Annotated in this window: 25 protein-coding genes and 1 tRNA gene; 17 read left to right on the plus strand and 9 right to left on the minus strand. The window is 72.6% G+C overall.

Annotated features, from left to right (window positions below; genetic code table 11):
- Positions 1–173: 173 nt before the first annotated feature.
- Positions 174–602 (minus strand): ASCH domain-containing protein, encoded by a 429-nt coding sequence (locus E2E34_RS00390; protein WP_138899881.1) that lies wholly within the window; start codon positions 600–602, stop codon positions 174–176.
- Between the two features lie 246 nt (positions 603–848).
- Here E2E34_RS00390 and E2E34_RS00395 point away from each other — a divergent pair, with 246 nt between their 5' ends.
- The 4 genes from E2E34_RS00395 (at position 849) to E2E34_RS00410 (ending at position 4,840) form a co-directional block, all read left to right on the plus strand.
- Positions 849–1,799 (plus strand): hypothetical protein, encoded by a 951-nt coding sequence (locus tag E2E34_RS00395; RefSeq protein ID WP_138899882.1) that lies wholly within the window; start codon positions 849–851, stop codon positions 1,797–1,799.
- Between the two features lie 59 nt (positions 1,800–1,858).
- Positions 1,859–3,412 carry an APC family permease gene (locus E2E34_RS00400; RefSeq protein ID WP_138899932.1) on the plus strand — a complete coding sequence of 518 codons (1,554 nt, stop codon included), beginning with the start codon at positions 1,859–1,861 and terminating at the stop codon, positions 3,410–3,412.
- A gap of 131 nt (positions 3,413–3,543) precedes the next feature.
- Positions 3,544–4,209: a molybdopterin-dependent oxidoreductase gene (locus tag E2E34_RS00405; RefSeq protein WP_138899933.1), complete on the plus strand. Its 666-nt coding sequence runs from the start codon at positions 3,544–3,546 to the stop codon at positions 4,207–4,209.
- Complete coding sequence (locus tag E2E34_RS00410) at positions 4,193–4,840, plus strand: cytochrome b/b6 domain-containing protein (RefSeq protein WP_208765104.1); 648 nt, start codon at positions 4,193–4,195, stop codon at positions 4,838–4,840. The genes E2E34_RS00405 and E2E34_RS00410 overlap by 17 nt, the downstream gene beginning before the upstream one ends.
- On the opposite strand, the gene E2E34_RS00415 is transcribed toward E2E34_RS00410, so the two are convergent.
- Both E2E34_RS00415 and E2E34_RS00420 read right to left on the minus strand, forming a co-directional pair.
- Positions 4,826–6,223 carry a GntT/GntP/DsdX family permease gene (locus E2E34_RS00415; protein WP_138899883.1) on the minus strand — a complete coding sequence of 466 codons (1,398 nt, stop codon included), beginning with the start codon at positions 6,221–6,223 and terminating at the stop codon, positions 4,826–4,828. The genes E2E34_RS00410 and E2E34_RS00415 overlap by 15 nt on opposite strands.
- 7 nt (positions 6,224–6,230) lie before the next feature.
- Entirely contained in the window at positions 6,231–6,749 is a 519-nt protein-coding gene (locus E2E34_RS00420; protein WP_138899884.1) for a gluconokinase, read from the minus strand.
- A gap of 136 nt (positions 6,750–6,885) precedes the next feature.
- Between E2E34_RS00420 and E2E34_RS00425 the strand changes: the two genes are divergently transcribed.
- The 3 genes from E2E34_RS00425 (at position 6,886) to E2E34_RS00435 (ending at position 9,880) form a co-directional block, all read left to right on the plus strand.
- Positions 6,886–7,587 carry a FadR/GntR family transcriptional regulator gene (locus E2E34_RS00425; RefSeq protein WP_138899885.1) on the plus strand — a complete coding sequence of 234 codons (702 nt, stop codon included), beginning with the start codon at positions 6,886–6,888 and terminating at the stop codon, positions 7,585–7,587.
- Between the two features lie 98 nt (positions 7,588–7,685).
- The gene (locus E2E34_RS00430; protein WP_138899886.1) at positions 7,686–8,423 is read left to right on the plus strand and encodes a FadR/GntR family transcriptional regulator; all 738 of its coding nucleotides are present in this window, start codon (positions 7,686–7,688) and stop codon (positions 8,421–8,423) included.
- Positions 8,420–9,880 carry an amino acid permease gene (locus tag E2E34_RS00435; protein ID WP_138899887.1) on the plus strand — a complete coding sequence of 487 codons (1,461 nt, stop codon included), beginning with the start codon at positions 8,420–8,422 and terminating at the stop codon, positions 9,878–9,880. The genes E2E34_RS00430 and E2E34_RS00435 overlap by 4 nt, the downstream gene beginning before the upstream one ends.
- Positions 9,881–10,004: 124 nt before the next feature.
- On the opposite strand, the gene E2E34_RS00440 is transcribed toward E2E34_RS00435, so the two are convergent.
- The gene (locus E2E34_RS00440) at positions 10,005–10,763 is read right to left on the minus strand and encodes a TetR/AcrR family transcriptional regulator (protein WP_138899888.1); all 759 of its coding nucleotides are present in this window, start codon (positions 10,761–10,763) and stop codon (positions 10,005–10,007) included.
- Positions 10,764–10,863: 100 nt separating this feature from the next.
- Between E2E34_RS00440 and E2E34_RS00445 the strand changes: the two genes are divergently transcribed.
- From E2E34_RS00445 to E2E34_RS00460, 4 genes are read left to right on the plus strand one after another with little or no spacing between them, the layout of a single operon-like run.
- Entirely contained in the window at positions 10,864–12,339 is a 1,476-nt protein-coding gene (locus E2E34_RS00445; RefSeq protein WP_138899889.1) for an APC family permease, read from the plus strand.
- Between the two features lie 38 nt (positions 12,340–12,377).
- Positions 12,378–14,027 carry an amidohydrolase gene (locus tag E2E34_RS00450; RefSeq protein WP_138899890.1) on the plus strand — a complete coding sequence of 550 codons (1,650 nt, stop codon included), beginning with the start codon at positions 12,378–12,380 and terminating at the stop codon, positions 14,025–14,027.
- Positions 14,028–14,085: 58 nt separating this feature from the next.
- Entirely contained in the window at positions 14,086–15,174 is a 1,089-nt protein-coding gene (locus E2E34_RS00455; protein WP_138899891.1) for an S-(hydroxymethyl)mycothiol dehydrogenase, read from the plus strand.
- Positions 15,171–15,803 carry an MBL fold metallo-hydrolase gene (locus tag E2E34_RS00460; protein ID WP_138899892.1) on the plus strand — a complete coding sequence of 211 codons (633 nt, stop codon included), beginning with the start codon at positions 15,171–15,173 and terminating at the stop codon, positions 15,801–15,803. Before E2E34_RS00455 ends, E2E34_RS00460 begins: the two co-directional genes overlap by 4 nt.
- Positions 15,804–15,842: 39 nt before the next feature.
- On the opposite strand, the gene E2E34_RS00465 is transcribed toward E2E34_RS00460, so the two are convergent.
- Positions 15,843–15,930: transfer RNA gene (locus tag E2E34_RS00465), tRNA-Leu, on the minus strand.
- 137 nt (positions 15,931–16,067) lie between these two features.
- Between E2E34_RS00465 and E2E34_RS00470 the strand changes: the two genes are divergently transcribed.
- The 3 genes from E2E34_RS00470 (at position 16,068) to E2E34_RS00480 (ending at position 18,779) form a co-directional block, all read left to right on the plus strand.
- Positions 16,068–17,402, plus strand: a complete 1,335-nt coding sequence (locus E2E34_RS00470) for a M20/M25/M40 family metallo-hydrolase (protein WP_138899893.1) — start codon at positions 16,068–16,070, stop codon at positions 17,400–17,402.
- A 179-nt stretch (positions 17,403–17,581) separates the two neighbouring features.
- Positions 17,582–17,815, plus strand: a complete 234-nt coding sequence (chpH, locus tag E2E34_RS00475; protein WP_138896169.1) for a chaplin ChpH — start codon at positions 17,582–17,584, stop codon at positions 17,813–17,815.
- A 145-nt stretch (positions 17,816–17,960) separates the two neighbouring features.
- A complete protein-coding gene (locus E2E34_RS00480; protein WP_138899894.1) occupies positions 17,961–18,779 on the plus strand; it encodes a chaplin in 819 nt (272 codons plus the stop codon).
- Between the two features lie 72 nt (positions 18,780–18,851).
- Here the strand turns inward: E2E34_RS00480 and E2E34_RS00485 are convergent, their stop codons facing one another.
- A complete protein-coding gene (locus tag E2E34_RS00485; RefSeq protein ID WP_018535088.1) occupies positions 18,852–19,040 on the minus strand; it encodes a DUF5703 family protein in 189 nt (62 codons plus the stop codon).
- Between the two features lie 47 nt (positions 19,041–19,087).
- Here E2E34_RS00485 and E2E34_RS00490 point away from each other — a divergent pair, with 47 nt between their 5' ends.
- Positions 19,088–19,783, plus strand: a complete 696-nt coding sequence (locus tag E2E34_RS00490) for a hypothetical protein (protein WP_138899895.1) — start codon at positions 19,088–19,090, stop codon at positions 19,781–19,783.
- A gap of 52 nt (positions 19,784–19,835) precedes the next feature.
- Here E2E34_RS00490 and E2E34_RS00495 read toward each other — a convergent pair whose 3' ends face one another.
- Positions 19,836–22,349, minus strand: a complete 2,514-nt coding sequence (locus E2E34_RS00495) for an ATP-dependent DNA helicase (RefSeq protein ID WP_138899896.1) — start codon at positions 22,347–22,349, stop codon at positions 19,836–19,838.
- A complete protein-coding gene (locus tag E2E34_RS00500; protein ID WP_138899897.1) occupies positions 22,346–23,329 on the minus strand; it encodes an aldo/keto reductase in 984 nt (327 codons plus the stop codon). Before E2E34_RS00500 ends, E2E34_RS00495 begins: the two co-directional genes overlap by 4 nt.
- 143 nt (positions 23,330–23,472) lie before the next feature.
- Here E2E34_RS00500 and E2E34_RS00505 point away from each other — a divergent pair, with 143 nt between their 5' ends.
- Together E2E34_RS00505 and E2E34_RS00510 are read left to right on the plus strand one after the other, a co-directional pair.
- The gene (locus E2E34_RS00505) at positions 23,473–24,522 is read left to right on the plus strand and encodes an LLM class F420-dependent oxidoreductase (RefSeq protein WP_138899898.1); all 1,050 of its coding nucleotides are present in this window, start codon (positions 23,473–23,475) and stop codon (positions 24,520–24,522) included.
- 242 nt (positions 24,523–24,764) lie between these two features.
- Positions 24,765–25,553 carry a ferritin-like domain-containing protein gene (locus E2E34_RS00510; protein WP_138899899.1) on the plus strand — a complete coding sequence of 263 codons (789 nt, stop codon included), beginning with the start codon at positions 24,765–24,767 and terminating at the stop codon, positions 25,551–25,553.
- Between the two features lie 170 nt (positions 25,554–25,723).
- Here the strand turns inward: E2E34_RS00510 and E2E34_RS00520 are convergent, their stop codons facing one another.
- Complete coding sequence (locus E2E34_RS00520) at positions 25,724–26,716, minus strand: magnesium and cobalt transport protein CorA (RefSeq protein WP_138899900.1); 993 nt, start codon at positions 26,714–26,716, stop codon at positions 25,724–25,726.
- Between the last annotated feature and the right edge of the window lie 59 nt (positions 26,717–26,775).

A 26,775-nucleotide genomic window follows, 5' to 3' on the forward strand; every position in this document is an offset into this window, starting at 1 on the left:
CACGGGTACCGCTCCCTGGAAGGAACGTTCCTCGGCGGCTGCCTCTTCTCCGGCCGCACGGCGGGCCGGGCCGCGGCGCGCGCCGTGGCGTAGGGCCCCCGCCGCCAGGGGTCCGCGGGTCTCCGGGAGACCCGCGGCCTCCACGGCCCCGCCGGTCCCCGAGGGCCCTCAGGTCAGGTCTCCAGGCGCTCCACGACCCGGAAGCGCTCCGCGACGATCATGGTCGTGTCGTCGACGGTGAACTCCGGGTCGCCCAGCGCCTCGCGCATCTCCTCGCTGTGCCAGAACCTCTCGTGCCCCGCGCGCCACTCGGCCACCGAGGTGTAGCCCTCGCCCTCGTCCAGCGCGTGGCGCAGGTCCACGTCGCCGAGCGCGAGGACCCGTACGCCGGTCAGCTCGATCACCGCCACCTCGCGGCCGTCGGAGTCGATCACGACCGACCGCTCGCCGACCGGGGGCAGTTCCTCCTGCTCGGCCTCGTACTCGGCGAGCAGCCCGGTGGTCGAGACCTTCTCCCCGGACAGCACGGCGGCGACCAGCCGGTCCCGCAACGGTCCGGGGAAGGCCAGGAGGCACGGCGGAAGCGATGAGTGTGCGGACATGGGGTCAGCCTAGGCCCTGCGCGGCGGGCCTCCCGGACGGCCGTGCGGGCCGCCGAGCGGGCGGGCGGACGCGGCCCGGCCCTGCGCGCCGAGCGGGTCGGTGAGCGGGTCGGCGCAGGTGGGTGCCCTTTCAACTACCGCATGTCGGCCGAAAGTTGGTTTAGACCGCCCTTGACGTGGAGTACCCCCTACCGCTTTGCTGTGCGTGATCAAACGCTCGCACACTGCGCCGTGGAGGACCCGCGGATGCCCCCACCTCCGCCACCCCTCGGCCGCTCGCGCCGCCGCGGCGACCCCTCGTTCGACGCCGCCCTCGACGACGCCGAACTCGTCACCGTACGTGGGCAGCTGGCCCAAGGGCGCTGGACCAGGGCGCGTTCCCTGCTCGCCGCGACCGGCGACGACTGGGACCGCCGCGGCCACCGTCTCGTCGTACTCGCCCAGGCCAACGGCGCCGCCGCCTGGGCCGGCGACTGGCTGCTCGCCGAGCCCGAGAGCGCCGACGCCGTCACCCTCATCGCCTGCGCCGCCGTCCTCGGCGCGCTGCGCGGCAAGGAGTCCGAGGGCCGCGCCCGCGAAGCCTGCCGCCGCGCCGCCGACCGCTCGCCGGCCGACCCGACGCCGTGGCTCGGCCTGCTGCTCCTGGCCCGTTCGCTCGGTACGGAGGAAGAGGTCACCCAGCTCTTCGACCAGGTGCGGCTGCGCCACCCCGAGCACCACCACGCCCACCACCTGATGGCCGCCCGCCTCGCCGAACGCCGCCCGGACACCGGCAACGACCCGCTGCACGAGGTGTACGACTTCGCCGCCTGGGCCGCCGAGCAGGCACCCGCCGACTCCCCGCTCGCCGTCCTGCCCGTGGTGGCGCACGCCGAGCGCTACCGCGCCCTCGCCCTCGCGGGCCAGGAACCGATGGACCCGGCGGCCTCCGCGCACTGGTCGGGCCGCCGCGCCCGCCAGGTGATGAAGGCGGCGTTCGACTGGTGGCTGGAGTGGGAGCACGAAGGCCACCCGCGCCGGCACATCGACCTCAACTACCTGGCCCACGCGAAGCTCTGCGAGGGCAGGCCCGCCGAGGCCGCCGCCCTCCTCAACCGCATCGGCCCCCACGCCACCGAAGCCCCGTGGTCGTACCCCGACCGCGACCCGCACCGGGCCTTCCGCGCCGCGCGCAGTGCCGCGCTCGGGATCGCATGACCCAGCACGTCCAGGCCAAGGCCAACGCCACCTCACCGAAGCGAAGGGACCACCCCGCCATGTCGACGGGCAGTTCGAGCACGAGCGAGAGAAGCAGACAAGCCGCGGACAGCGGCGAGATCCTCACGTACAAGGGGCAGGAACGCGCTCTGCGCGCCGGCCGTCTCGGCACGACCGGGCTCCTGCTGTCCGTACTGGCCGCGAGCGCCCCGCTCATGGTCGTCGCAGGTGTCATGCCCACTACATACGGCGTGATGGGGATCGTCGGCCAGCCCCTGCTCTTCGTCATCCTCGGCGTGGTCCTGATGCTGTTCAGCGTCGGGTACGCCGAGATGAGCCGCCACGTCCACAACGCCGGCGCCTTCTACGCCTACATAGCCCGCGGCCTCGGCCCGACCGCCGGCGCCGGAGCGTCCCTGGTCGCCCTCGTCGCGTACAGCGCCATGCAGGTCGGCATCTACGGCATCCTCGGCTTCGAGATCTCCGGGATCTTCGCCGCCTACCTCGACATCACCCTCGCCTGGTGGGTCCCCGCCCTCGTCGCCGTGCTGGTCGTCGGCGCGCTCGGCTGGCTCAAGATCGACCTCAACGCCAAGGTGCTCGGCGTCCTGCTCGTCGTCGAGTGCGCGCTCGTCGTCATCTTCGACGTGGCGGCGATCGCCGAACCGGCCAAGGAGGGCCTGTCCCTCCAAGCTTTCAACCCCGAAACCCTCACCGGCGCCGGCCTCGGCACCGCGCTCTGCTTCTGCATCGCCGCCTTCGTCGGCTTCGAGCAGGCCCCGGTGTACGCCGAGGAGACCAGCCGCCCGCAGATCGTCGTCTCGCGCGTGATGTTCCTCGCCGTCGGCTACGCCGCGCTCTTCCTGGCCCTCAGCGCCTGGGCGCTCAGCGTCGCCGCCGGCCCCGGCCGGATCGTCGAGGTGGCGGGGGAGCAGGGGCCCGGACTCCTCTTCGCGCTCACCGAGAGCCGGCTCGGCTCCACCTTCACCGACGTCCTCCACATCCTCTTCGTGACCGGCATGTTCGCCGCGCTGCTCAGCTTCCACAACGTCGTCGCGCGGTACGCGTTCGCCATGGGCCGCGAGGGCCTGCTGCCGGCCTCCTTCGGCCGTACGAACAAGACGAGCGGCGCCCCCGCCGCCGGTTCGCTGCTCCAGTCCGGCCTCTCCCTCGCCGTCGTCCTCGCCTTCGCGTTCAGCGACGACAAGCCGGCCGGCGACCCGACCGTGCCCGTGCTGCACCTGTTCACCTGGATGGGCAACGTCGGCGCGCTCGGCGTCATCCTGCTGATGGCCGCCGCCTCCGTCGCCGTCATCGCCTTCTTCGTACGCCGGGGAGCCGGCCGGGCGCAGGCCGGACGCCTGGTGGCCTCGGGCATCGCCGCGGTGGCCCTGCTGGTCATCGCCTTCTACACGGTGCGGGACTTCGACGTGCTCGTGGGCGCGGGTCCCGGCTCGGCGCTCAGCTGGATCCTGCCGAGCGTGATCGGCGCCGCGCTCGTCGGCGGGCTGGTGTACGGGGCGGTGCTCCGCTCGGCGAAGCCCGAGGTGCACGCCCGGATCGGCCTGGGCAACGAGGCGTTCCAGCTGGAGAAGCAGGCCGGCGAGATGTGACGGAAACGGACGGGGCCCCGCGGTCGCTGGCCCTCGGCGGCCGCGGGTGTTCGAATTGTCCTGTGACACCTCCACCACCGACCGGCCCGGCCGACGGCGGCGCACCCGTCGGCCGCCGGCTCGTCCTCGGCATGCTGGGCCTGGGCGCCGCCGGTCTGGCCACCGCGCCGTACCTCCAGAAGGGGCTCGAATCCTTCCTCGGCGCGGCCGCGGACAAGGACCCCACCGGCCTGACCGGCCTGCTGCCCAACGGCGGCGGCTTCCGCTACTACTCGGTCGCCTCCTCCGTGCCCCGCAAGGGCCCGGACACCTACCGGCTGACGGTCGACGGGCTGGTGGACAGGCCCGCGACGTACACGCTCGACGACCTGCGGGCGATGCGGCAGACGCGCCTGGTCCGCGACGTCCAGTGCGTCACCGGCTGGCGGGTCCCGCGGACCCCCTTCGAGGGGGTGCGGCTGTCGGCGCTGCTGGCCGCCGCGGGGGTACGGCCCGGGGCGAAGGCCGTCCGCTTCACCTGCTTCGACGGTACGTACAGCGAGAGCCTCACCCTCCGGCAGGCCGGTCGCGCGGACGTACTGGTCGCGCTGCGCATGCGCGACGAGCCGCTCGGCCACGCGCACGGCGGCCCGGCGCGGCTGTACGTCGCGCCCATGTACTTCTACAAGTCCGCGAAGTGGCTCTCCGGCATCACCGTCACCTCCGAGGTGCGGCCCGGGTACTGGGAGAAGCGCGGATACGACGTCGACGCCTGGGTCGGCCGCTCCAACGGACGCGACGATGCCCCCACGGTCTGAACCGCCGGCCCGGCTGCGCCGCTTCACCCGCGCCGAGCGCTGGGTGCACCGCGCCACGGCGGGGCTGACACTGCTGTGCGTCGCGACGGCGGCCTGCCTGTACGTCCCGCAGCTCGCCGAACTCGTCGGCCGGCGCCACCTGGTGGTCACCGTGCACGAGTGGTCGGGGCTGCTGATCCCGGCGCCGCTCCTGCTCGGCCTGGCCTCCCGGGCGGTGCGCGCGGACCTCGGCCGGCTCAACCGCTTCGGTCCGCACGACCGGCGGTGGCTGAAGGCGGCGCTGCGCCGGGACACGCGCCACGCGTCCCGCCCCGCCGGGAAGTTCAACGCGGGGCAGAAGCTGTACGCGGGCTGGCTGGCGGGGGCGGTGCTCGTGATGCTCGGCACCGGGCTGCTGATGTGGTTCACGGGCCTGGCTCCGCTGGTCTGGCGGACGAGCGCCACCTTCGTCCACGACTGGCTCGCCCTCGCCATGGGCGTCGTGATCGCCGGGCACGTCGCGATGGCCCTGGCGCGGCCGGAGTCCCGGCGCGGCATGCGCACCGGGACGGTCGACCGCGCGTGGGCGGAGGTGGAACACCCGCTGTGGGCACGGGAGTTCCACCACCGACGGGACCTAGAGAACGAGTGACAACAGCAGGACGAAGCCCAGCGAGACCACCGAGATGATCGTCTCCATCACCGACCAGGTCTTGATCGTCTGGCCGATGTCCATGCCGAAGTACTCCTTCACCAGCCAGAACCCCGCGTCGTTGACGTGGCTGAAGAAGAGCGAGCCCGCGCCGACCGCGAGGACCAGCAGCGCCGCGTGGGACGCCGACATGTCCGCCGCCAGCGGGGCCACCAGACCCGCCGCCGAGATGGTGGCGACGGTGGCGGACCCCGTCGCGAGCCGGATGGCGACGGCGATCAGCCAGGCCAGCAGCAGCGTCGGGATGGCCCAGTCCTCGGAGAAGTCCAGGATCATCCGGCCGACGCCCACATCGATGAGCGTCTGCTTGAAGCCGCCGCCCGCGCCGACGATCATCAGCACGCCCGCGATCGGGGCGAGCGACTTCTCGACGGTCGAGGACATCCGGTCCTTGGTGAACCCGGCGGCGCGGCCCAGCGTGAACAGCCCGACCAGTACGGCGGCGAGCAGGGCGATCAGCGGCGAGCCGATGACGTCGGTGACCCGCTGCACTGCGTTCTCGGGGTCGTCGACCACGATGTCCACGAGCGCCTTCGCCAGCATGAGCACGACCGGCAGCATGACGGTGGCCACGGTCGCCCCGAAGCCGGGGCGGCGCTCCAGGTCCTCCGAGGGGCGCTGCGGGATCATGCGTTCCGGCGCCGGGATGTCCACCCAGCGGGCGGCGTACTTCGAGAAGACCGGCCCCGCGATGATCACGGTCGGGATCGCGACGAGCACACCGAGCCCCAGCGTGATGCCCAGGTTGGCCCCGATCGCGTCGATGGCGACCAGCGGCCCGGGGTGCGGCGGGATCAGGCCGTGCATCACGGACAGGCCGGCCAGCGCCGGGATGCCGATCCTCATCAGCGAGTAGTTCCCGCGCTTGGCCACCAGCAGGACCACGGGGATCAGCAGCACGATGCCGACCTCGAAGAAGAGCGGCAGCCCGATGATGCTGGCGATCAGCACCATCGCCCAGGGCATCGCACGGCCGCTCGCCTTCGCCAGGATCGTGTCGACGATCTGGTCCGCGCCGCCGGAGTCGGCCAGCAGCTTGCCGAGGATCGCGCCGAGCGCGATGAGCACGCCGACGCCGGCGACCGTGTTGCCCAGACCCGTGGAGAAGCTGGCGATCGTCTTGTCGAGCGGGGCGCCCGCGAACGCCCCGAGCGCCAGCGACCCGATGGTCAGCGCCAGGAAGGCGTGGAGCTTGAACTTCGTGATGAGCAGGACGATGACGGCGATGCCGGCGAGGACGGCTATTCCGAGCTGGGCGTTGCCCGCCGAGGTGATCGGCTCGACGGCGCCCGCTGCCAGCGTCTCGACGCTGAGACTGGTCACGGTGGCTCTACTCCCTGAAGTCGTCGAGCCGGCGCAGGGCCGCGACGGCTCGTTCGGTGATGTCCTCGACCGACCCCGAGACGTCCACGGACACGCCCGCCTCGTCGTCCTGGAGCGGCTGGAGGGCGGCGTACTGCGAATCGAGCAGGGCGGTCGGCATGAAGTGCCCCCTGCGCTCGCGCATCCGCGCCTCGATCAGCTCCCGGTCGCCCGTGAGGTGCAGGAACACCGCCCCGGGGGCCGCCGCGCGCAGCCGGTCGCGGTAGGCGCGCTTGAGGGCGGAGCTGCTGACGACGCCGCCGAGCCCCGAGCGGCCGTGTGCCCACGCGCCGATCGCGTCGAGCCAGGGCCAACGGTCCGCGTCGTCCAGCGGGGTACCGGCGGACATCTTGGCGATGTTGGCCGGCGGGTGGAAATCGTCGCCCTCGGCGTACGGGACGCCGAGCCGGCCGGCGAGCAGGGGACCGATGGTGGTCTTTCCGGTCCCTGCCACGCCCATCACCACGACGACGTGGGGGCTGTTCATGAGTGGAATGCCTCGCTGTCTTCATCGACATCGGTCCGTCGCGCTACTGAAACCCATTAGGTACGACGTATTCAAGAGGCTGTGACATAAACGTCGTACTTTTTGCTCCCGACGCCCGCCCCGTACGCTGAGCCCCATGACCAACCAGGCCCGGGGGCTGCACGCCCAGCTGCTGGAAAGCCTCGGTCCCGCCATCACCGCCGGTGAGTACCCGCCCGGCAGCGTGTTGCGTACGGACGAGCTCGCCCAGCGCTTCGACGTCTCCCGCACGGTGGTCCGCGAGGCGGTCCGGGTCCTGGAGTCGATGCACCTCGTCGAGTCGCGCCGCCGGGTGGGCGTGACCGTGCGCCCCACCGAGGAGTGGAACGTCTACGACCCGCAGGTCATCCGGTGGCGGCTGGCCGGCGCCGACCGGCCCCGCCAGCTGCGCTCGCTGACCGTGCTGCGCTCCGCCGTGGAGCCGGTGGCGGCCGGACTCGCCGCGCGGTTCGCCACGCCGGAGCAGTGCGCGGCGCTCACCGAGGAGGCGCTCGGCATGGTCGCGACCTCGCGGGGCCGGCAGCTCGACGCGTACCTCGTGCACGACATCGCGTTCCACCGCGTCGTACTGCGTGCATCAGGCAACGAGATGTTCGCCCGGCTCGGCGACGTGGTGGCGGAGGTGCTCAGCGGGCGCACCCGGCACCGGGTGATGTTCGAGGACCCCGACCCGGCCGCCGTCACGCTGCACGTCCAAGTCGCCGAAGCGGTAAGGGAAGGAGACGCGGCGCGGGCGGAGCGGCTGACCCGCGAGATCGCCGTCGGCGCGCTCCAGGAGCTCGACGTCCTGGCTCCGTGAGCGCCCGGAATGTCCGCCCCATTATCCTTTCGTTTGCTTTAAATCAACTCTTTGAACACTCTTGACGCTTGCGTGTCCGACCTCCGAGCATTCTCCGCATGGTCTTGTCAGACAGCCGGACAGGTGGCGGCACCCCCCGGCGCATCAGCGCGATGGAAGCCGTCCTCAGCCACCTCCGGGACGCCATAGAGCGGGGAGAGCTCGCCGTCGGCGAGAAGCTCCCCACCGAGGCCGAGCTCGGCAGGCGCTTCGAGGTGAGCCGCTCCGTCGTCCGCGAGGCACTGCGCGCACTCCAGGCGCTCGGCCTCACGGTGTCCCGGGCCGGCAAGGGCACCTACGTCGCGGCCGGCGGCCCGGACCAGAACCCGATCTTCGGGTCGTACAGCGCCCGTGACCTGCTCGAAGTGCGACGGCACGTAGAGATCCCCGTCGCGGGTTACGCTGCTGTCCGGCGCACGCGGGACGACGTGGACCTGCTGACGCGCCTGATCGGGAAGATGGAGCAGGAGTCCGACCCCACCGCCTGGGTGGCGCTGGACACGCTCTTCCACATCTGCGTCGCGCAGGCGTCGGGCAACCCTGTCTTCCGCAAGATCATCGAAGAGATCAGGGACGCCCTCGCCCGGCAGTCCACCTTCCTGAACCAACTCGGGAACCGGCGACGCCAGTCGGACCTCGAGCACCGGGCCCTCGTGGAGGCGATCGTCGGCGGATCCGAGGGAGCGGCGGTGCAGGCCATGGCCGCTCACCTCGAACACGTCGAGATCACCCTCAACACCCTCGTGCGGCCCGGTACCGCACAGCACCCCCCAAATGAAGGCGAAGAAACAGCATGAGCGACCGCATCCTCCCTGCGGCCCCCGCCGGTCCCGCCGATCCCGTGTCGACATCCCCACATGTCGACGCGGGTGACGCGGGCTACAGCAAGGACCTGAAGTCCCGCCACATCAACATGATCGCCATCGGCGGAGCGATAGGCACCGGCCTCTTCCTCGGCGCCGGTGGCCGCATGGCCGGAGCGGGCCCCTCGCTGGCCATCGCGTACGCCGTCTGCGGCGTCTTCGCCTTCTTCGTGGTCCGCGCGCTCGGTGAGCTCGTGCTCTACCGGCCGTCCTCGGGCGCGTTCGTCTCGTACGCCCGCGAGTTCATGGGCGAGAAGGGCGCCTTCGCCGCCGGCTGGCTGTACTTCCTCAACTGGTCGACCACCGCCGTGGCGGACATCACAGCGGCGGCCACCTACGCCCACTTCTGGGCCATGTTCAGCGACGTACCGCAGTGGATCCTCGCGCTGATCGCCCTCGCCGTCGTCCTCACCGCGAACCTCATCTCGGTGAAGTACTTCGGCGAGATGGAGTTCTGGTTCGCCATCGTCAAGGTCGCCGCCCTGGTCGTCTTCATGGCCATCGGCATCTACCTGGTCGCCACCCAGCACCAGCTCGACGGCCACACGCCGGGCTTCTCCACCGTCACCGACGGCGGCGGCCTGTTCCCCGTCGGCATGCTGCCGATGCTCCTGGTCATCCAGGGCGTCGTCTTCGCCTACGCGTCGGTCGAGCTGTGCGGCGTCGCCGCGGGCGAGACGAAGAACCCCGAGAAGATCATGCCGAAGGCGATCAACTCGATCATGTGGCGCGTCGGCCTCTTCTACGTCGGTTCCGTCATCCTGCTCGCGCTGCTGCTCCCGTACACGGCGTACTCCGGCGACGAGAGCCCCTTCGTCACGGTCATGAACAAGCTCGGCGTGCCCGGCGCGGCGGACGTCATGAACCTCGTCGTCCTGACGGCGGCCCTCTCCAGCCTGAACTCCGGCCTGTACTCCACCGGCCGCATCCTGCGCTCGATGGCGCTCTCCGGCTCCGCCCCAAAGTTCACCGGCCGCATGAACAAGGGCCAGGTGCCGTACGGCGGCATCCTGCTGACCGCCGGCTTCGGTGTCCTGGGCGTCGGCCTCAACTACGTCATGCCGGGCGAGGCCTTCGAGATCGTCCTGAACTTCGCGTCGATCGGCATCCTCGGCACCTGGGGCATGATCATGCTCTGCTCGCTGCTGTTCTGGCACCGCTCGAAGGACGGCCGGGTCACCCGCCCCGCGTACCGCCTCCCGTGGGCCCCGTACACGCAGATCGTCACGCTGTTCTTCCTCGCCTCCGTGATCGTCCTTATGTGGTGGGGCGGCGGCGTCGGCCGGACGACCGTGATGTGCCTCCCGCTGATCGCGGCGGCGCTGGTCGGCGGCTGGTACATGGTCCGGGGGCGCGTGGCCGCCATCGCGGACCGGCGCGAAACCCTCTGAGCCCACCGCACGCGCCCCCGCGCGCCGGACCGGCTCTGAGGGCCACCCGGCTCTCCCCGCGCCGACGCGGCTCCTCTAGGAGCCGCGTCGGCGCGGGCGTTCTCGGGGCGCCCGCTCGCCCGCGTCACCCCGGCCCGCGCCCCGCGCCCGCAGGGCCTGTGGGAGGCGGCGGGCCGGGGGAGCGGACCGCCCCCAGCCGCGCCTGGGCCGTGGCCAGCACCATCTCCAGCGCCGCCGGGTAACCGCTGCGCCCCATCTCCGCCACCAGCACCGGAGCGGTCGCGGCGATGTGCGGATGGCTCCAGGCCGGCAGCCGCGCGTACGTCCCCCGCCAGGCCCCCTCCTCCGCCTTCCGCGCCCCCGTCGGCAGCGCCAGCGTCGCCGCGTCCAGCGCCGCGAACGACAGCGTCTGGTCCACGAAGACGTGGTAGACCCGTACCGCCTCCGCGTCCGGGAAGCCCGCCGAGCGCAGGATCCCGAGGATCGTCTCCACCGCCTGGATCTCGTACGCCCGCCCCGTCACCCGCGCGCAGGTCAGCAGAGCCGCCTGCGGATGCGCCTGGTAGTCGGCGTGCATCATCAGCCCCAGCGTGCGCAGATCGGCCCGCCACGCGCCGGTCGGCCGAAAGCGCCGCAGCGTACGCCCGATGAGCTCGTCGGCGACCGCGAGCAGCAGGTCGTCCGTGTCCCGGAAGTACCGGTAGAGCGCGCTCGGATCGGCCCCCAGCGACGCCCCGAGCCGCCGCACCGTGAGCGCGCCCGCCCCGTGCTCCCCGATCAGCCGCAGCGCCGTGTCCACGATCAGCTGCTCCGACAGCACCGTGCCCTGCTTGGTGGGCCGCCTGCGCCGCCGCCCCTCCTCCGGCACCACTCGCTCGCTCATGGCCCGCACGTTATGACAACACCGTTGACCTGGGAAGCCCCCGCGGAGTTCGATGTGCCGCCATCGGGGCCGTCACGGCCCCCCGGTGAAGGAGCGAGCGATGACACCGCCGAAGACGCCGTACGGCAGCGAACCACCCCCGCGGTCCACCCTCACCCGGACCCTCGGCGTCATGGACGGCTTCGCCATCGCCGCGTCCAGCACGGCGGCCACCACCAGCATCGGCATCGGCCTGGGCGTCACCGCGGGCGTCGTCGGCCTGCACCTGCCGATCATCATGGTGCTCGCCTTCCTGCCCGTCCTCGGCATCGCGAGCGCCTACGCCCGGCTCAACCGGTCCGAACCCAACATGGGCAGCGGCTACGTCTGGGTGGGGCGCTCCCTCAGCCCCTGGCTCGGCTTCCTCGTCGGCTGGATCGGCCTCGTCGCCACGGTCGTCTTCCTCTCCTACACGACCGCCGTCACCGGCTCCGCGCTCCTCCAGCTCGCCCGCCTCGCGGGCCTGGACGCCGCGGCGGGGCTCACCCTGGACCCCGACTCCACCGCCCAGTCCACCGCGCTCGGCATCCTCGTCCTTGTCGCCGTCACGCTCACCGCCGTCACCGGCCTGCGCTCCGCCGCCAACCTCCAGAAGTACCTGCTCGTCTTCGAGTACGCCGTCCTGCTCGCCTTCTGCGGCTACGGACTCGTCGTCGGCCCGCACCCCTTCAGCCTCGACTGGCTGAACCCCTTCACCATCCCCTCCGGCCAGGCCCTCGCCCAGGGACTGATCCTGTCGGTCTTCTGCTACTGGGGCTTCGAGTCCTCCTTCAGCGTCAACGAGGAGGTGCGCGACCCGGCGGACGCCTCCAAAGCCGGACTGATCACGCTCTTCACCATGCTGGGCCTCTTCCTCCTCGGCTCGTTCGCCTTCCAGCGCGTGCTGTCCCAGGACGAACTGGCCGGCAACGGCGCCCAGGGCCTCGCCTTCCTCGGCGACCGGCTCGCCGACCAGCCGCTCGCCGCACTCCCGCTGATCGCGCTCACCTTCTCCGCCGTCGCCTCGCTCCAGGCCGGCGTCATCCCCACCGTGCGCGGCATGTTCGCGATGAGCCGCGACCGCACGATGGGCCCGCTCTGGGCGCGGATCAGCCCCCGCCACGGGACACCGGCGGCCGGCACGCTCGCCATCGGCGCGATCGCCGCCGCCGTCGCGGTCCTCTCCCTGGTCCTGCCGAAGATCGGCGACGTCGTCCTGGCCTCCGTCAACGCGATCGGCGTCGTCGTCTCCCTCTACTACGCCCTCACCGCGCTCGCCGCCGCCGCGCGCTTCCGCGCGCGACCGCTCACCGTTGTCGTCCCGGTGCTCAGCGCGGCCGTCCTGCTCGCCCTCGGCGGCTACCTCTGCTGGACCTTCTACACCTCGGCGGACCACTTCGAAGTCAGCCCCGGCAACGGCTGGTTCATGCTCGCCTGCCCCGCCGCGATGCTGTTGAGCGGGATCATGGCCGCGGCCTGGGCGAAGTGGGTGCGCAAGTCCCCGTACTTCGTCACCGGACGCGGCACCGACCCCGACGCGGTCCCGCTGACCGCCTGACCGTCCGTCCACCCGCATCTACCGAAGGAATCCGCACCATGCGCCACCGCCCCGCCGACCTGGTCCTCACCGGCGGCCCCGTCCTCACCCTGGACGCCGCCCGCAGCCGCGCCACCACGGTCGCCGTCACCGACGGCCGGATCACCGCGGTGGGCCACGACGAGGTACGCGACCTCGTGGGCCCCGGGACCGAAGTCGTCGACCTCGCCGGGAAACTGCTCCTCCCCGGCTTCCAGGACGCCCACGTCCACCCCGTCGCGGCCGGCCTGGAGCTCGCCCAGTGCGACCTGACCTCCGTCCGTACGGCCACCGAGACGCTCGCCGCCGTACGGGCGTACGCCGACGCCCACCCCGACCGGGAGTGGATCACGGGCGGCGGCTGGTCCATGGAGGCGTTCGCGGGCGGCAGCCCCACCAAGGACCTGCTCGACGCGGTCGTCCCCGACCGGCCCGTCTACCTCCCCAACCGGGACCACCACGGCGCCTGGTGCAACAGCCGCGCCCTCGCCCTCGCCGGCATCGACCGCACCACCCCCGACCCCGCCGACGGCCGCATCGAACGCGCCGCCGACGGCACCGGCGAACCCACCGGCCTCCTCCAGGAGGGCGCCATGGAACTCGTCGCCCGCCACACCCCGCCCTCCACGCCTGCCGACCGGCTCGCCGCCCTCCTGCGCGCCCAGCGGCTGCTCCACTCGTACGGCGTCACCGCCTGGCAGGACGCCATCGTCGGCACCTTCGGATCGATGGACGACCCCGCCGACGCCTACCTCACGGCCGCCCGCGACGGCTCGCTCACCGCCCGCGTCACCGGCGCCCTGTGGTGGGACCGCGAGCGCGGCGCCGAGCAGATACCCGCACTCGTGGCGCGCCGCGAGGAACTGAGCCACGGCCGGTTCCGCGCCGGAACGGTGAAGATCATGGTGGACGGAGTCGCCGAGACCGGCACCGCCGCCCTCCTCACCCCGTACCTGGACGGCTGCGGCTGCCCCACGGCCAACCGTGGCACCAGCTTCATCGCCGCCGCCGACCTGCGCCGGTACGTCACCGCCCTGGACGCCCTCGGCTTCCAGTGCCACTTCCACGCCCTCGGCGACCGCGCCGTCCGTGACGCCCTGGACGCCGTCGAGGCCGCCCGCGCCGCCAACGGATGGCGCGACACCCGCCCGCACCTCGCCCACCTCCAGATCGTCCACCCCGACGACGTCCCCCGCTTCCGGCACCTGGGCGCCACCGCCAACATCCAGCCACTGTGGGCCGCCCACGAACCTCAGATGGACGAGCTGACCATCCCCTTCCTCGGCCCCGAACGGGCCGGCCACCAGTACCCCTTCGCCGCCCTGCTGCGCTCCGGCGCCACCCTCGCGGCCGGCAGCGACTGGCCCGTCAGCAGCCCCGAACCGCTGCTCGGCGTGCACACCGCCGTCAACCGCGTCGAACCCGGAAGCTCCGCCCCCGTGTTCCTCCCGGACCAGCGCATCGGCCTCACCGACGCCCTCGCCGCGTACACGGCGGGCTCCGCCCACGTGAACCACCTCGACGACACCGGCAGCGTCCGCGCCGGCGCTCTCGCCGACCTGGTGGTCCTGGACCGCGACCCGTACGCCGCGCCGCCCGAGGAGATCGCCGAGACCCGGGTGGCCCGCACCTACGTGGCCGGGCAGTTGGTCTACGACGCGGGTCTGTAGAGCGAGTACGGTGCGGTTACGGTGCCCGTAACCGACGCGCGCGGAAGGAAGTTCGCCCATGACACAGCAGGTCCGAGGGGTAATCGCACCGGGGAGGAACGAACCGGTGCGGGTGGAGGCGATCCTCGTCCCGGACCCGGGGCCCGGCGAGGCCGTCGTGCGGATCCAGGCGTGCGGCGTCTGCCACACCGACCTGCACTACAAGCAGGGCGGCATCAACGACGACTTCCCCTTCCTCCTCGGCCACGAGGCGGCGGGCATCGTCGAGTCGGTCGGGGGTGACGTCACCGACGTCGCCCCCGGCGACTTCGTCGTCCTCAACTGGCGTGCCGTCTGCGGCCGCTGCCGCGCCTGCCTGCGCGGCCGCCCCCAGTACTGCTTCGACACGCACAACGCCCGCCAGAAGATGACCCTTCTCGACGGCACCGAGCTGTCCCCGGCGCTCGGCATCGGGGCGTTCGCCGAGAAGACGCTGGTCGCGGCCGGCCAGTGCACGAAGGTCGACCCCGCGGTCTCGCCCGCCGTGGCGGGCCTGCTCGGCTGCGGCGTCATGGCGGGCATCGGCGCCGCCCTCAACACCGGGCAGGTCGGCCGCGGCGACTCGGTCGCCGTCATCGGCTGCGGCGGCGTCGGCGACGCAGCCGTCGTGGGAGCCCGGCTCGCGGGCGCGGCGAAGATCATCGCGGTGGACATCGACGACCGCAAGCTGGAGACCGCCCGCACCATGGGCGCCACCCACACCGTGAACTCCCGCTCCACCGACCCCGTCGAGGCGATCCGCGGGCTCACCGGCGGATTCGGCGCCGACGTCGTCATCGAGGCGGTGGGCCGCCCCGAGACGTACAAGCAGGCCTTCTACGCCCGGGACCTGGCCGGCACCGTCGTCCTCGTCGGCGTCCCGACCCCCGACATGCGACTCGACCTGCCGCTCATCGACGTCTTCGGCCGCGGCGGCTCCCTCAAATCCTCCTGGTACGGCGACTGCCTGCCCTCCCGCGACTTCCCGATGCTCGTCGACCTGCACCAGCAGGGCCGCATCGACCTCGCCGCCTTCGTCACCGAGACCATCGGGCTCGGCGACGTCGAGAAGGCGTTCGCGCGCATGCACGAGGGCGACGTACTGCGCTCGGTGGTGGAGTTCGCATGACCTCAGCACGCATCGACCACCTGGTGACCTCCGGCACCTTCTCCCTCGACGGCGGCACCTGGGACGTCGACAACAACGTCTGGATCGTCGGCGACGACACCGAGGCGATCGTCATCGACGCGGCCCACGACGCCGACGCCATCGCCGCCGCGCTCGGCGGCCGCCGGCTCCGCGCCATCGTCTGCACGCACGCCCACAACGACCACATCGACGCGGCCCCCGCCCTCGCCGAGGCCACCGGCGCCCCGATCCTGCTGCACCCCGACGACCTGCCGCTGTGGAAGCGGACCCACCCGGACCGCGCGCCCGACGGTGAGCTCGCGGACGGCGCCACCCTGACCGTCGCCGGCACGGACCTCACGGTCCTGCACACCCCCGGCCACGCCCCCGGCGCCGTCTGCCTGTACGCCCCCGGCCTGCACACGGTCTTCACCGGCGACACCCTGTTCCAGGGAGGCCCCGGCGCGACGGGCCGCTCCTTCTCCGACTTCCCGACGATCGTCGACTCGATCCGCGACCGGCTGCTCACCCTGCCGCCCGACACCGAGGTACGCACCGGTCACGGCGACGGCACGACCATCGGCACGGAGGCCCCGCACCTGGAGGAGTGGATCAACAGAGGGCACTGAGAAACAGAAGAACCCCCAGGTCGACTGGGGGTTCTTCGGTGGTGTCCGAGGGGGGACTTGAACCCCCACGCCCGATAAAGGGCACTAGCACCTCAAGCTAGCGCGTCTGCCATTCCGCCACCCGGACAAGGTGTCTGTCTCGCGGCCCAGGGCCGTTCCGACGTGGAAAACCATAGCAAACATTCAGACCCCCTGATCACACCCCCTGGTGGGGCAGCGGGAGGATGAGGGGGACCACCAGCAACGCCAGTGGGAGGAAGCAGCGTGAGCGAGTCGAAGGCGGCCGGCCGGGACGGGCGGGCAGCGGGCGAGGACGAGGTCACCGGTCTGTGCCGGGACCTGATCAGGATCGACACCAGCAACTACGGAGACCACTCGGGGCCCGGGGAGCGGGCCGCCGCGGAGTACATCGCGGAGAAGCTCGCCGAGGTCGGGCTCGAACCGCAGATCTTCGAGTCCCACCCGGGGCGCGCCTCCACCGTGGCCAGGATCGAGGGCGAGGACCCCTCGAAGCCCGCGCTGCTCATCCACGGGCACACCGACGTCGTACCGGCGAACGCGCAGGACTGGACGCACCACCCCTTCGCGGGCGAGATCGCGGACGGCTGCGTCTGGGGCCGGGGCGCGGTCGACATGAAGGACATGGACGCGATGACCCTCGCGGTCGTCCGCGACCGGATGCGCAGCGGCCGCAAGCCCCCGCGCGACATCGTGCTGGCCTTCCTCGCCGACGAGGAGGCCGGCGGCACGTACGGGGCCCGGTACCTGGTCGACAAGCACCCGGGCCTCTTCGAGGGCGTCACCGAGGCGATCGGCGAGGTCGGCGGCTTCTCCTTCACCGTCAACGAGAACCTGCGCCTGTATCTCGTGGAGACGGCCCAGAAGGGCATGCACTGGATGCGGCTCACCGTCGACGGCACGGCCGGCCACGGCTCGATGACCAACAACGACAACGCGATCACCGAGCTGTGCGAGGCCGTCGGGCGGCTCGGGCGGCATACGTGGCCGGTGCGGGTGACCAAGACCGTACGGTCCTTCCTGGACGAGCTCTCCGACGCGCTCGGCACCCCGCTCGACCCCGAGGACATGGACGCGACGCTCGCCAAGCTCGGCGGCATCGCGAAGATGATCGGCGCCACGCTGCGCAACTCGGCCGCCCCGACCATGCTCGGCGCGGGCTACAAGGTGAACGTGATCCCCGGGCAGGCGACCGCGCACGTCGACGGGCGCTTCCTGCCGGGGTACGAGGACGAGTTCCTCGCCGATCTCGACCGGATCCTCGGCCCGCGCGTGCGGCGCGAGGACGTGCACGGCGACAAGGCGCTGGAGACCAGCTTCGACGGGGACCTCGTCGACGCGATGCAGGTGGCGCTCAGGGCGGAGGACCCGATCGCGCGGGCCGTCCCGTACATGCTCTCCGGCGGCACCGACGCGAAGTCGTTCGACGACCTGGGGATCCGCTGCTTCGGCTTCGCGCCGCTGAAGCTGCCGCCCGAGCTGGACTTCGCCGGGATGTTCCACGGCGTGGACGAGCGGGTCCCGGTCGACGGGCTGAAGTTCGGCGTACGGGTCCTGGACCGCTTCCTGGACAACTGCTGAACAGGCGGCCGCCGAACCGACAAGTACTGAAACGACTTTCCAACTAATCGGCCGGACGTGCTATTTGACTGAAAAGAGTGAAAGGAACCATAGGCTAGTAGCCCCATTGCTTTCCCTTCGTTACAAGGTGTGCGGTCCGCGGCTGGGACCGCATTGGTTGCCAACAAGGAGGAAAAGTAATGATCAAGAAGGTCGTCGCTGCTGCGGCTGCCACTGGTGGTCTGGTTCTCGCCGGCGCGGGCATGGCCGTCGCCGACTCGGGTGCCCAGGGTGCTGCTGTCAAGTCCCCCGGCGTGATTTCGGGCAACGTTGTCCAGGTCCCGATCCACGTGCCGGTGAACGCGTGCGGCAACACGGTCTCCGTGATCGGGCTGCTGAACCCCGCCTTCGGCAACACCTGCGTCAACAAGTGACGTTGTGCATGCACCCGTAAGGGTCTGAGTCCCGGGCGGCCCCGGAGTGCGCTCCATGCACTCCGGGGCCGCTGGGCATTCGTCCCGCGGCGGCACCGACGTCCCGCGGGCATTCGGAGAAGGCACAAGGCAGAGGAACGTACCAATGCGTCAGGTAGCCAGGAAAAGCCTGATCACCGTGGCGGCCGCGAGTGGCCTGCTGGCCATCGGCGGCGGCAACGCGCACGCCGGTTCGGGGGCCGGAGGCTCCACGTCGGATTCTCCCGGCGTCCTGTCCGGGAATTCCGTGCAGGCGCCCGTGCATGTCCCCGTCAATGTGTGCGGGAACACCGTCAACGTGGTCGGCGTGCTGAATCCCGCCATGGGCAACAGCTGCGTCAACGACTCGCACGGCACGAAGCCCGGGAAGAACCACGGCGGCGGATCGACGGCCGGGGGGCGCGCGAGCGATTCTCCCGGAGTCGGCTCGGGCAACCACGTCCAGGCACCGGTCCACGTGCCGGTGAACGCCTGCGGCAACAACGTCACCGTCGTCGGCCTCGGCAACGCGGCCACCGGCAACGACTGCGCCAACGACTCCACCGGCCCCCACAACCCTCCGGGCAAGCCGGGGAAGCCGGTCGAGCCCGGTAAGCCGGGGGAACCGGGGAAGCCGGGGGAACCGGGCAAGCCGGGAGAGCCGGGTAAGCCCACCGAGCCCACCGAGCCCACGCACCCGGGCAAGCCCGGTGAGCCGGCCGAGCCCTCCGAGCCCGGCGTGCCCGCGGACCCTGACGAGCCGGGCACCGGGGACGAGCCGGGCGGCCACGACGGCCCGGACACCCAGACCGTCACCCAGCCGCAGGGCACCGACGCCCTCGCGCAGACGGGCTCCGGCGCTCCGCTCGGCGTCGTGATCCCGGCCGGCGCGGGACTCCTGCTGGCCGGCGCGGTGCTGTACCGCCGGTCGCGTTCCGCGGCGTAAGGCGGGAAAAGTGCTGGTGCGGCCGGCACCGGAAACGGAGCGGGCCCCGCGATCGCGGGGCCCGCTCCGTCTTCACCAGGTGGCGCGCACCTGTCGGATGATGCGCCTGCGCAGCCGCACGCGGCGGCTGCCGTCCCGGCGCAGACTCAGTCGGTCCAACTCCCAGTGTCCGTACTCGGCATGGTCGGTCAGCAGACGGGTCGCCTCCTTGCGGGAAACCCCGCGAGGGACGTACACGTCGACAAATTCGTATTCCGGCATCGCATCTATTGTGCGGGCAGAGCCCCGGTACGGATAGCGTCTGCACTATGTCTGATGCTGCGCAGCCCACCGCTGCCGAGGTACGCGCCGCCGCCGAGGCGGTCAAAGTCGCGCTCGACCGTCACCTCGAGGCGGTCGAGCGCCGCACCGGGGACGACGACCCTGCCGTCTACGACGCGTTCAACGAGCTTGCCGCGGCCGCCGAGGCGTACGACGAGCGGCTCTACGACCGCTACGACGAGGTCACCCCCTTCGAGATTCCGGGATCCGACGACTCTCTGCCCCCTTACGCGGGGCCCGAGGAGCCCAACGCGCTGAGCGTCCTGATCCGCCGCGACTACGCGGTGGTCGAGACCCAGCGGCTGCTCGCCCAGGCACAGCGCATCGCCGATCTCGACCCGGACGTCGACGCCCCGGCGATCGAGGTCGAGCTGGACACCGACGTCGACGCCGAGGAGCGCGGCAACGCCGTGGCCATCGTCGGGGGCAGCGTCCACGCCGCTCTCGGCGTGCTCTTCGGCGAGTACGAACCCGATGAGATCGCTTCCCGGCACAAGGAGTTCGGTCTGGAGGAGGGCGACTCCACGCTGTGGGTGGCCGCCGTGGACGAACTGCCCGAACCGGGGGAGTGGCTCAACGCCCCGTTCGAGCAGGCCGACACGCAGCGGGTGGTGTGCCGCTTCGACGTCAGCTCGGTCTTCGACGACGAGTTCGACGAGGCCGACGGCCCCGGCCACGGCTGAGCGGGACCGGCCGGAGCCGGGCCCGCCCGGCTCCGGCCTCTTCAGGACCCCGTCAGGGCGCGCTCTGCCCGGCGTCCGCCTCCGTGGCCTCCTCCGCGCGGGGCTGGACCGGTGGCTGGAGCAGGGTGCGCAGGCGCGTCGTACGCGGCCGGTCCGGAATCTCGGCCACAGCGCGCGGCAGCGCCTGGTCGACGCCGTGCACCACCGACAGGTGGCGCTCCCCGCGGCTGAACGCCGTGTAGATCCACGGGCGGCTCAGGGCCGGGGCGGCGTCGCCCGGCAGGACGACCACGACCGCGGGCCACCGCATCCCGGTCGCCTGGTGCGCGGTGAGCGCCCAGGCGTGCCGCACCGCCGTCTCCACCCGCTCCTTGGGTACGACGACGGGCGTGCCCTCACAGTCGAGGTGCAGCCCCTCGGCGTCCGCCGACACCACCGTGGCGGGCAGCGTCCTGCCGGGGGCCGGGACGTACGCGACCCGGTCGCCGGGGTCGAAGCCGCCGAACCGGCCCGGGCCGGGATTGAGCCGCTGCTTGAGCGCCGCGTTCAGCGCGCGCGTGCCGGCGGAACCTCCGTGACCGGGGGTGATGACCTGGGTCTGGGCGGGGGACACCCCGAAGGCGCGCGGCACGGAGTCCGCGACCAGCTGGACGCTGCGGTGCACGGCCTCGCCCGCGTCGCGGACCGGGACGATCACCACCTCCTTGCCGGGCGCCTCGACCTGGTTCAGCTCCCCGATCCCGATGCCGGACACCAGCTCGCCGATCGGGCCGGGGTCCGGCGTACGCGACACGATCACCGGGCACGCGCGGGCGGCCAGCAGGTCCCCGAAGACCCGGCCCGCCCCCGCGGAGGGCAGCACGCCCGGATCGCCGCTGAGCACGAGCCGGGTGCCGTCCGCCAGCGACTCCACGAGCACCGCGGCGCTCTCCACGTCCAGCTGCGGCGCGTCCAGCACGACCAGCAGGTCGAGGGCGAGCGCGCCCTCCGCGTCCCGGCCGGGCCCCTCGACGCCGGCGAGCAGACCGGAGACGGTCACCGACGCCGAGGCGTCGTCGAGGGCGGCGCCGAGACGGCGGCGGCCGTCCGCGCTGTGCGAGGCGGCGTACGCCCGCAGGCCGAGCCCCCGTGCCACGGCGACCAGGGCGGCCGGCTCGGCGCGGGCGGCCTCACCGCCGCTGTGGGCGACCAGGCCGTTCGACGCGACGGCGCGGATCAGCTCGGTGGCGGAGGGCGGGGCGGAGCCCGCGTCCCAGGCGCCGGACCCCTCGTCGGCGAACGTACTGGCCAGCCGGGCGAGGCCGTCGGCGAGGCTCTCCTCGGCGAGGGCGTACCGCTCCAGCCCCAGCAGCACCTCCACCGGCTCCTCGCCGTCGGCGGCCTCGTCCACCGCGCCGTCCTGGAAGACCAGCACGACGCCCTCGGAGACGGCGTGCTCCACGGCCTCGTCCGGGTCGGGCACCCTGTGCTCCGCCAGTGCCTTGCGGACGGCGCCGGACTCCAGGACGGTGTGGCCCTGGACCGCCGCCCGCTCCAGGAGCCAGCCGACGAGCGCGGCGCCGCGGCGTTCGTCGCCGGGCCCGCACTCCGCGCCGAGCAGGGCGCGCGCGAATCCGTCGGCCTGCTCCGGCCGCACCCCCGGCACGGACAGCAGCTGCCACGGGTCGTCGCGCAGGACCTGTCCGGCCTGCTCCCCGAGTACGCCGGCGACGGACGCGGCCAGAGCCTCCGGCGCCCCGCCCTCGGCCAGCACGGCCCGTACCGATGCCACCGCCTCGGGTGCGGCGACGGCCGCCCGCTCCGCCGGCGGCGCCACCGCCGGACCCGCACCGGGGCCGGGCGGGGGAGCGGGCGCGACGCGGCGCGGCGGGGGCGCCGGCGCGAAGGGCGTGTCCCCTGCCCTGGCGCCGCTCTCCACGGCCCGTACCGCGGCCAGCAGATCGGCCGCCTGGCCGCTGAGCTTGGCACCGGCCTCGACGGGCGCGGTCTTCTCGGCCTTGCGCCGCTCGATCCGCTCCCGCAACGCCCGCTGGGCGGCGAGCTCCGCCTCCGCCTCGGACAGCTGGGGCCCCGCCTCCGCCCCGGCGGCGGCCTGCCCGGACTCGGCGTCCGGACCGGCGCCGATCGCCTCCGCGCCCTCCTCGTCCTCCGCGCCCGCCACCGGACCCGAAGCCTGCGCCGCGCCGTCAGCCTCGCCGGACGGCGTCCCGGCGTCCGGGGCTGCGGCGTCGGCTCCGCCCGGCGCCCGCGCCTCCCCGGCCGGACGGTCGTCGGAGCTGTCGCCGCCGGCCGGCGCGGGGCCGGCGGCGGGCTCGGGGGTGTTCTCGTCGTGCTGCACGTCGGTACCTGCGTCCTCGGTCAAGTCCTTCGGGTGCTCCGCCGCGTCCGCGTCGCCCGGGGCGTCGGCCCCGGTGGCGGGCAGCGGCCCGGTGCGGGGCTTCTCGACGTCCCCGGCGGGGCCCTGCGCCGGGACCGCCGGCGTGGGGGCCGGCTCGGTGGCCGGCGCCGCGGCGTCGCGGTCGTCGGCCGGGGATCCGGGGGTTGCCCCCCGGGGAAGCGCGGTCACAGCGTGCTCCAGTCCTGGTCGGGATAGCGGTGCACGGGCGCCGACACGTCGTCGAGCGCCCGGCGGATCTCGTCTGGAAGACTAAGCGCCTCCACTGACAACGCCGCCGCGAGCTGCTGCGCGTTGCGCGCCCCCACGATCGGGGCGACCACGCCCGGCCGGTCGCGGACCCACGCGAGGGCCACCTGCAACGGGGTCGTGGCGAGCCCGTCGGCGGCCGTCGCGACCGCGTCCACGATGCGGCCCGACGCCTCGTCGAGGTACGGCGCGACGAACCCGGCCAGGTGCTGCGACCCGCCGCGCGAGTCCGGCGGGACCGCGCGCCGGTACTTGCCCGTCAGGACGCCCCGGCCGAGCGGCGACGAGGGCAGCAGTCCCACGCCCAGGTCGAGCGCGGCGGGCAGCACCTCCCGTTCCACACCGCGCTGGAGCAGGGAGTACTCCATCTGGGTACTGGCCAGCCGGGTGCGTACCCCGGGCGCCGCGAGCTGCCAGGTCGCGGCCTTCGCCAGCTGCCAGCCGGAGAAGTTGGACACCCCGGCGTACCGCGCCCGTCCGCTGGCCACCGCCAGGTCGAGCGCCTGGAGGGTCTCGTCCAGCGGTGTCGCCGCGTCGAAGGCGTGCACCTGCCACACGTCCACGTGGTCCGTGCCGAGCCGCTCCAGCGACGCGTCGAGCGCCGCCAGCAGGTGGCCGCGCGACCCGTCGAAGCGCCGGTCCGGATCGGGCACGCTGCCCGCCTTCGTGGCGATGACCAGGTCCCGCCGCGGCACGAGCCGCTCCATGAGCTGCCCGAGCAGGTACTCCGCCTCCCCGTCGCCGTACACGTCCGCCGTGTCGACGAGCGTGCCGCCCGCGTCCCAGAAGGTCTTCAGGACGTCGGCGGCGTCGTGCTCGTCGGTGTCCCGGCCCCAGGTGAGGGTGCCGAGCCCGATCCTCGATACGCGCAGGCCCGTGCGGCCGAGATGCCTCTGCTCCATGGCCGCGAGATTACTGGCCGCGGGCCCGCGGGCAGGAGACCTGTGGACAAGTCCGGTGGACGCGTGCGCCCCCTGACGGATCGCCGCCCCGCGCGCTAGAGTCCCCGGCAACAGGGACGTTACTGATCAGTAAGGGGAGCGGCATGCGGCTCGGCATCAACCTCGGTTACTGGGGCGCGGGGATGGACGGCGACAATCTGGCCGTCGCCCAGGAAGCGGACCGGCTCGGCTACGACGTCTGCTGGGCCGCCGAGGCCTACGGGTCGGACGCCGCCACCGTGCTCTCCTGGGTCGCCGCCCAGACCGAGAACATCGACGTCGGCTCCGCGATCTTCCAGATCCCGGCCCGTACGCCCGCGATGACCGCGATGACCGCCGCCACCCTCGACTCCCTTTCCGGGGGCCGTTTCCGCCTGGGCCTCGGCGTCTCGGGCCCGCAGGTCTCCGAGGGCTGGTACGGCGTCAAGTTCGACAAGCCGCTGGCCCGCACCCGCGAGTACGTCGAGATCATCCGCAAGGCCATGACCCGTGAGCGCCTGTCGTACGAGGGTGAGCACTGGACGCTGCCGCTGCCCGACGGGCCGGGCAAGCCGCTGAAGCTCACCGTCCACCCGCAGCGCGAGCACATCCCGCTCTACATCGCCGCCATCGGCCCCAAGAACCTGGAGCAGACCGGCGAGATCGCCGACGGCGCGCTGCTCATCTTCCCGTCCGCCGAGCACATCGAGGACACCGCGCTCCGCCACATCCGCGCGGGCCGCGAGAAGGCCGGGAAGACGATGGACGGCTTCGACGTCTGCCCCACCCTTCCGCTCGCGGTCGGCGACGACGTGGCCGCGCTGGCCGACATGTTCCGCCCGTACACCGCCCTGTACGTCGGCGGCATGGGCAGCCGCAAGCAGAACTTCTACAACCAGCTCGCGCAGCGCATGGGCTACGAGAAGGAAGCCGCCGAGATCCAGGACAAGTACCTGTCCGGCGACAAGACCGGCGCCGCCGCCGCCGTCCCGCACCGGTTGATCGACCAGACGGCCCTGCTGGGCTCCGTGGAGCGGATCGCCGAGCGGATGCAGGCGTACGCCGAGGCCGGGGTGACGACGCTGACGCTGGCCCCCGCCGGCTTCACGCTCGACGAGCGGATCACCGCCCTGCGGGCCGGCACCGACGCCCTGGAGCGCGCCGGTCTGGCGTAGTCCCGCGCGGGGCGCGGCGGCGGAGAGAAAGTCTGCGGCCGTGGTGGGGGCTCGGGGGTCTTCCCCGCCACGGCCGTCATGCACAACAACGCCGCCGGGCCCGCTGGGGTTACGCGCCCGTACCACCGCGGGGTTCATTCGTACGGCGCAGTTGACCGCCGCCCCTGTTGCCTGCCCTCCCGTACCGCTCTTGACTTGTTCTTTGCGGACGCCTGCCCGGAGGTACACGGAGGTAAGCACTGATGCTGTCGGCCCGAAGTCTCTTCCAGGAAATCCTCGACGACGACGACTCCTTCCAGCTCTTCTGCTCCATAGCCGCGAGCGGCGAGACCCAGGGCGGCTGGGAGAACGGCCGCATCGCGGCCCTCGTGCCCGACGGCATGAGACACCTCGCCCCCAAGATCACCCGGCACGGCGCGGACGAGGACAAGCACGGCCGGCTGTTCAACGCCCTGCTCAAGAAGCGGGGGCTCGACCCGGTCCCCGTCCCGCCCGGGACCGACTACACGATGCTGCTCGAACAGCGCGGCATCGGCCTCGCCCACGACAAGCTCCGCCGCGACGAGCCGCTGACCGAGGAGGACATCCTCGTCTACCTCTCGCACAGCCGGGTGACCGAGCAGCGGGCGGCCGACCAGATGGACATGCTGGTCAAGTACTTCGGCGACCACCCCGAGGTGGGCCGGCCGATCAGGATGATCTGCGACGACGAGGAGAACCACCTCGCGTATTGCCACGAGGAGCTGCTCCGGCTGGCCCGCGCCGGCCACGGTCGGACCATCCTGCGCGTCCTGCGCGAGTGCGCCCTGGAGGAGTGCCGCGTCTACCGCGACGTCAGCCTCGCCGTCATGGCGCACATGGGGCGCATCCTCAAGTGGCCGAAGCCCAAGTCCGCCGCGCTCGCCGCGGGCATCCACGCCATGTACGCCTACGAGCGCCTCGGCGGCTGGCGGCGCATGGTGAGCCTGACGACGCCCGAACGGCGCGACGCGCTGGGAGGCCCGGCCACGTCGGCCGTCGGAGTCGTCTGAACGGTCGTTCCGTACGCCGCCGCGCCGCCGCGCCGCCGCGCCGCCGCGCCGCCGCGCCGCCGCGCCGCCGCGCCGCGGCGGCGTCAGAGCCAGCCGCGGCTCACGTCGGAGTCGTCTGAACGGTCGTTCCGTACGCCGCCGCGCCGCCGCGCCGCCGCGCCGCGGCGGCGTCAGAGCCAGCCGCGGCTCTTGAACAGCCGGAACAGCCCGACCTCGCACAGCACCATCAGCAGGATGACGGCGGGGTAGGACCACACCCACCGCAGCTCCGGCATGTGGTCGAAGTTCATGCCGTACACGCCCGCGACCATGGTCGGTACGGCGGCCATCGCCGCCCACGCCGAGATCTTCCGCATGTCGTCGTTCTGCCGGACGCTCATCTGCGCCAGATGCGCGGACAGGATGTCCGACAGCAGCCGGTCCAGCCCGTCCACCTGCTCGTTCGCGCGGGTCAGGTGGTCGCTGACGTCCCGGAAGAAGGGCTGGGCGTGCTCGTCGACGAACGGCAGGCCGGGGCTCGACAGCCGCAGCATCGGCTGGGCCAGCGGCCCGGTCGCACGGCGGAACTCCAGCACCTGCCGCTTGAAGGTGTAGATCCGCGCGGCGGTGTTCGTCGCGTCGCGGCCGACCGGGGCGAAGACCTCCGCCTCCAGCTCCTCCAGGTCGGTCTGCAGCTCCGCGCCGACCTCTATGTAGTGGTCGACGACCGCGTCGCTGACGGCGTACAGGACGGAGGTCGGACCGTGCCGCAGCACCTGCGGCTCGGCTTCCAGACGGTCGCGTACGGCCGCCAGCGGGGCTCCCTCGCCGTGCCGCACCGTCACCACGAACGAGTCGCCCACGAAGACCATCAGCTCGCCCGTCGTCACGGTGTCGCTCTCCGGTTCGTACATCACCGGCTTCAGCACCGCGAAGAGCGAGTCGTCGTACACCTCCAGCTTGGGCCGCTGGTGGGCGCGCAGGGCGTCCTCTACGGCCAGCGGGTGCAGCCCGAACTCGGTCGTCACGAGATCGAACTCCTTCTCGGTCGGCTCGTGCAGCCCGATCCACAGGAAGGCGTCCCCGGTCGACCGCGCGTCGGCGAGCGCGTCGGAGAAGTCGGAAGGGCCCTCGGTGCGGCACCCTTCACGGTAAATGGCACAGTCGACGATCACGGCGCGCATCCTCCCCCGGTACGGACCCCGGCACACCCCGGAGCCGCATTCCGCCTAGGCTGGCCGAC

The organism is Streptomyces albidochromogenes (assembly GCF_005981925.1).
Classification (GTDB): Bacteria; Actinomycetota; Actinomycetes; order Streptomycetales; family Streptomycetaceae; genus Streptomyces; species Streptomyces albidochromogenes.

What these genes read in the sequence shown, in the direction of transcription:
- E2E34_RS00390 (WP_138899881.1), bottom strand. Translation starts at nt 602, where the DNA reads ATGTCCGCACACTCATCGCTTCCGCCGTGCCTCCTGGCCTTCCCCGGA.
- E2E34_RS00395 (WP_138899882.1), top strand. Translation starts at nt 849, where the DNA reads ATGCCCCCACCTCCGCCACCCCTCGGCCGCTCGCGCCGCCGCGGCGAC.
- E2E34_RS00400 (WP_138899932.1), top strand. Translation starts at nt 1,859, where the DNA reads ATGTCGACGGGCAGTTCGAGCACGAGCGAGAGAAGCAGACAAGCCGCG.
- E2E34_RS00405 (WP_138899933.1), top strand. Translation starts at nt 3,544, where the DNA reads ATGCTGGGCCTGGGCGCCGCCGGTCTGGCCACCGCGCCGTACCTCCAG.
- E2E34_RS00410 (WP_208765104.1), top strand. Translation starts at nt 4,193, where the DNA reads ATGCCCCCACGGTCTGAACCGCCGGCCCGGCTGCGCCGCTTCACCCGC.
- E2E34_RS00420 (WP_138899884.1), bottom strand. Translation starts at nt 6,749, where the DNA reads ATGAACAGCCCCCACGTCGTCGTGGTGATGGGCGTGGCAGGGACCGGA.
- E2E34_RS00425 (WP_138899885.1), top strand. Translation starts at nt 6,886, where the DNA reads ATGACCAACCAGGCCCGGGGGCTGCACGCCCAGCTGCTGGAAAGCCTC.
- E2E34_RS00430 (WP_138899886.1), top strand. Translation starts at nt 7,686, where the DNA reads ATGGTCTTGTCAGACAGCCGGACAGGTGGCGGCACCCCCCGGCGCATC.
- E2E34_RS00435 (WP_138899887.1), top strand. Translation starts at nt 8,420, where the DNA reads ATGAGCGACCGCATCCTCCCTGCGGCCCCCGCCGGTCCCGCCGATCCC.
- E2E34_RS00440 (WP_138899888.1), bottom strand. Translation starts at nt 10,763, where the DNA reads ATGAGCGAGCGAGTGGTGCCGGAGGAGGGGCGGCGGCGCAGGCGGCCC.
- E2E34_RS00445 (WP_138899889.1), top strand. Translation starts at nt 10,864, where the DNA reads ATGACACCGCCGAAGACGCCGTACGGCAGCGAACCACCCCCGCGGTCC.
- E2E34_RS00450 (WP_138899890.1), top strand. Translation starts at nt 12,378, where the DNA reads ATGCGCCACCGCCCCGCCGACCTGGTCCTCACCGGCGGCCCCGTCCTC.
- E2E34_RS00455 (WP_138899891.1), top strand. Translation starts at nt 14,086, where the DNA reads ATGACACAGCAGGTCCGAGGGGTAATCGCACCGGGGAGGAACGAACCG.
- E2E34_RS00460 (WP_138899892.1), top strand. Translation starts at nt 15,171, where the DNA reads ATGACCTCAGCACGCATCGACCACCTGGTGACCTCCGGCACCTTCTCC.
- chpH (WP_138896169.1), top strand. Translation starts at nt 17,582, where the DNA reads ATGATCAAGAAGGTCGTCGCTGCTGCGGCTGCCACTGGTGGTCTGGTT.
- E2E34_RS00480 (WP_138899894.1), top strand. Translation starts at nt 17,961, where the DNA reads ATGCGTCAGGTAGCCAGGAAAAGCCTGATCACCGTGGCGGCCGCGAGT.
- E2E34_RS00485 (WP_018535088.1), bottom strand. Translation starts at nt 19,040, where the DNA reads ATGCCGGAATACGAATTTGTCGACGTGTACGTCCCTCGCGGGGTTTCC.
- E2E34_RS00490 (WP_138899895.1), top strand. Translation starts at nt 19,088, where the DNA reads ATGTCTGATGCTGCGCAGCCCACCGCTGCCGAGGTACGCGCCGCCGCC.
- E2E34_RS00500 (WP_138899897.1), bottom strand. Translation starts at nt 23,329, where the DNA reads ATGGAGCAGAGGCATCTCGGCCGCACGGGCCTGCGCGTATCGAGGATC.
- E2E34_RS00505 (WP_138899898.1), top strand. Translation starts at nt 23,473, where the DNA reads ATGCGGCTCGGCATCAACCTCGGTTACTGGGGCGCGGGGATGGACGGC.
- E2E34_RS00510 (WP_138899899.1), top strand. Translation starts at nt 24,765, where the DNA reads ATGCTGTCGGCCCGAAGTCTCTTCCAGGAAATCCTCGACGACGACGAC.
- E2E34_RS00520 (WP_138899900.1), bottom strand. Translation starts at nt 26,716, where the DNA reads ATGCGCGCCGTGATCGTCGACTGTGCCATTTACCGTGAAGGGTGCCGC.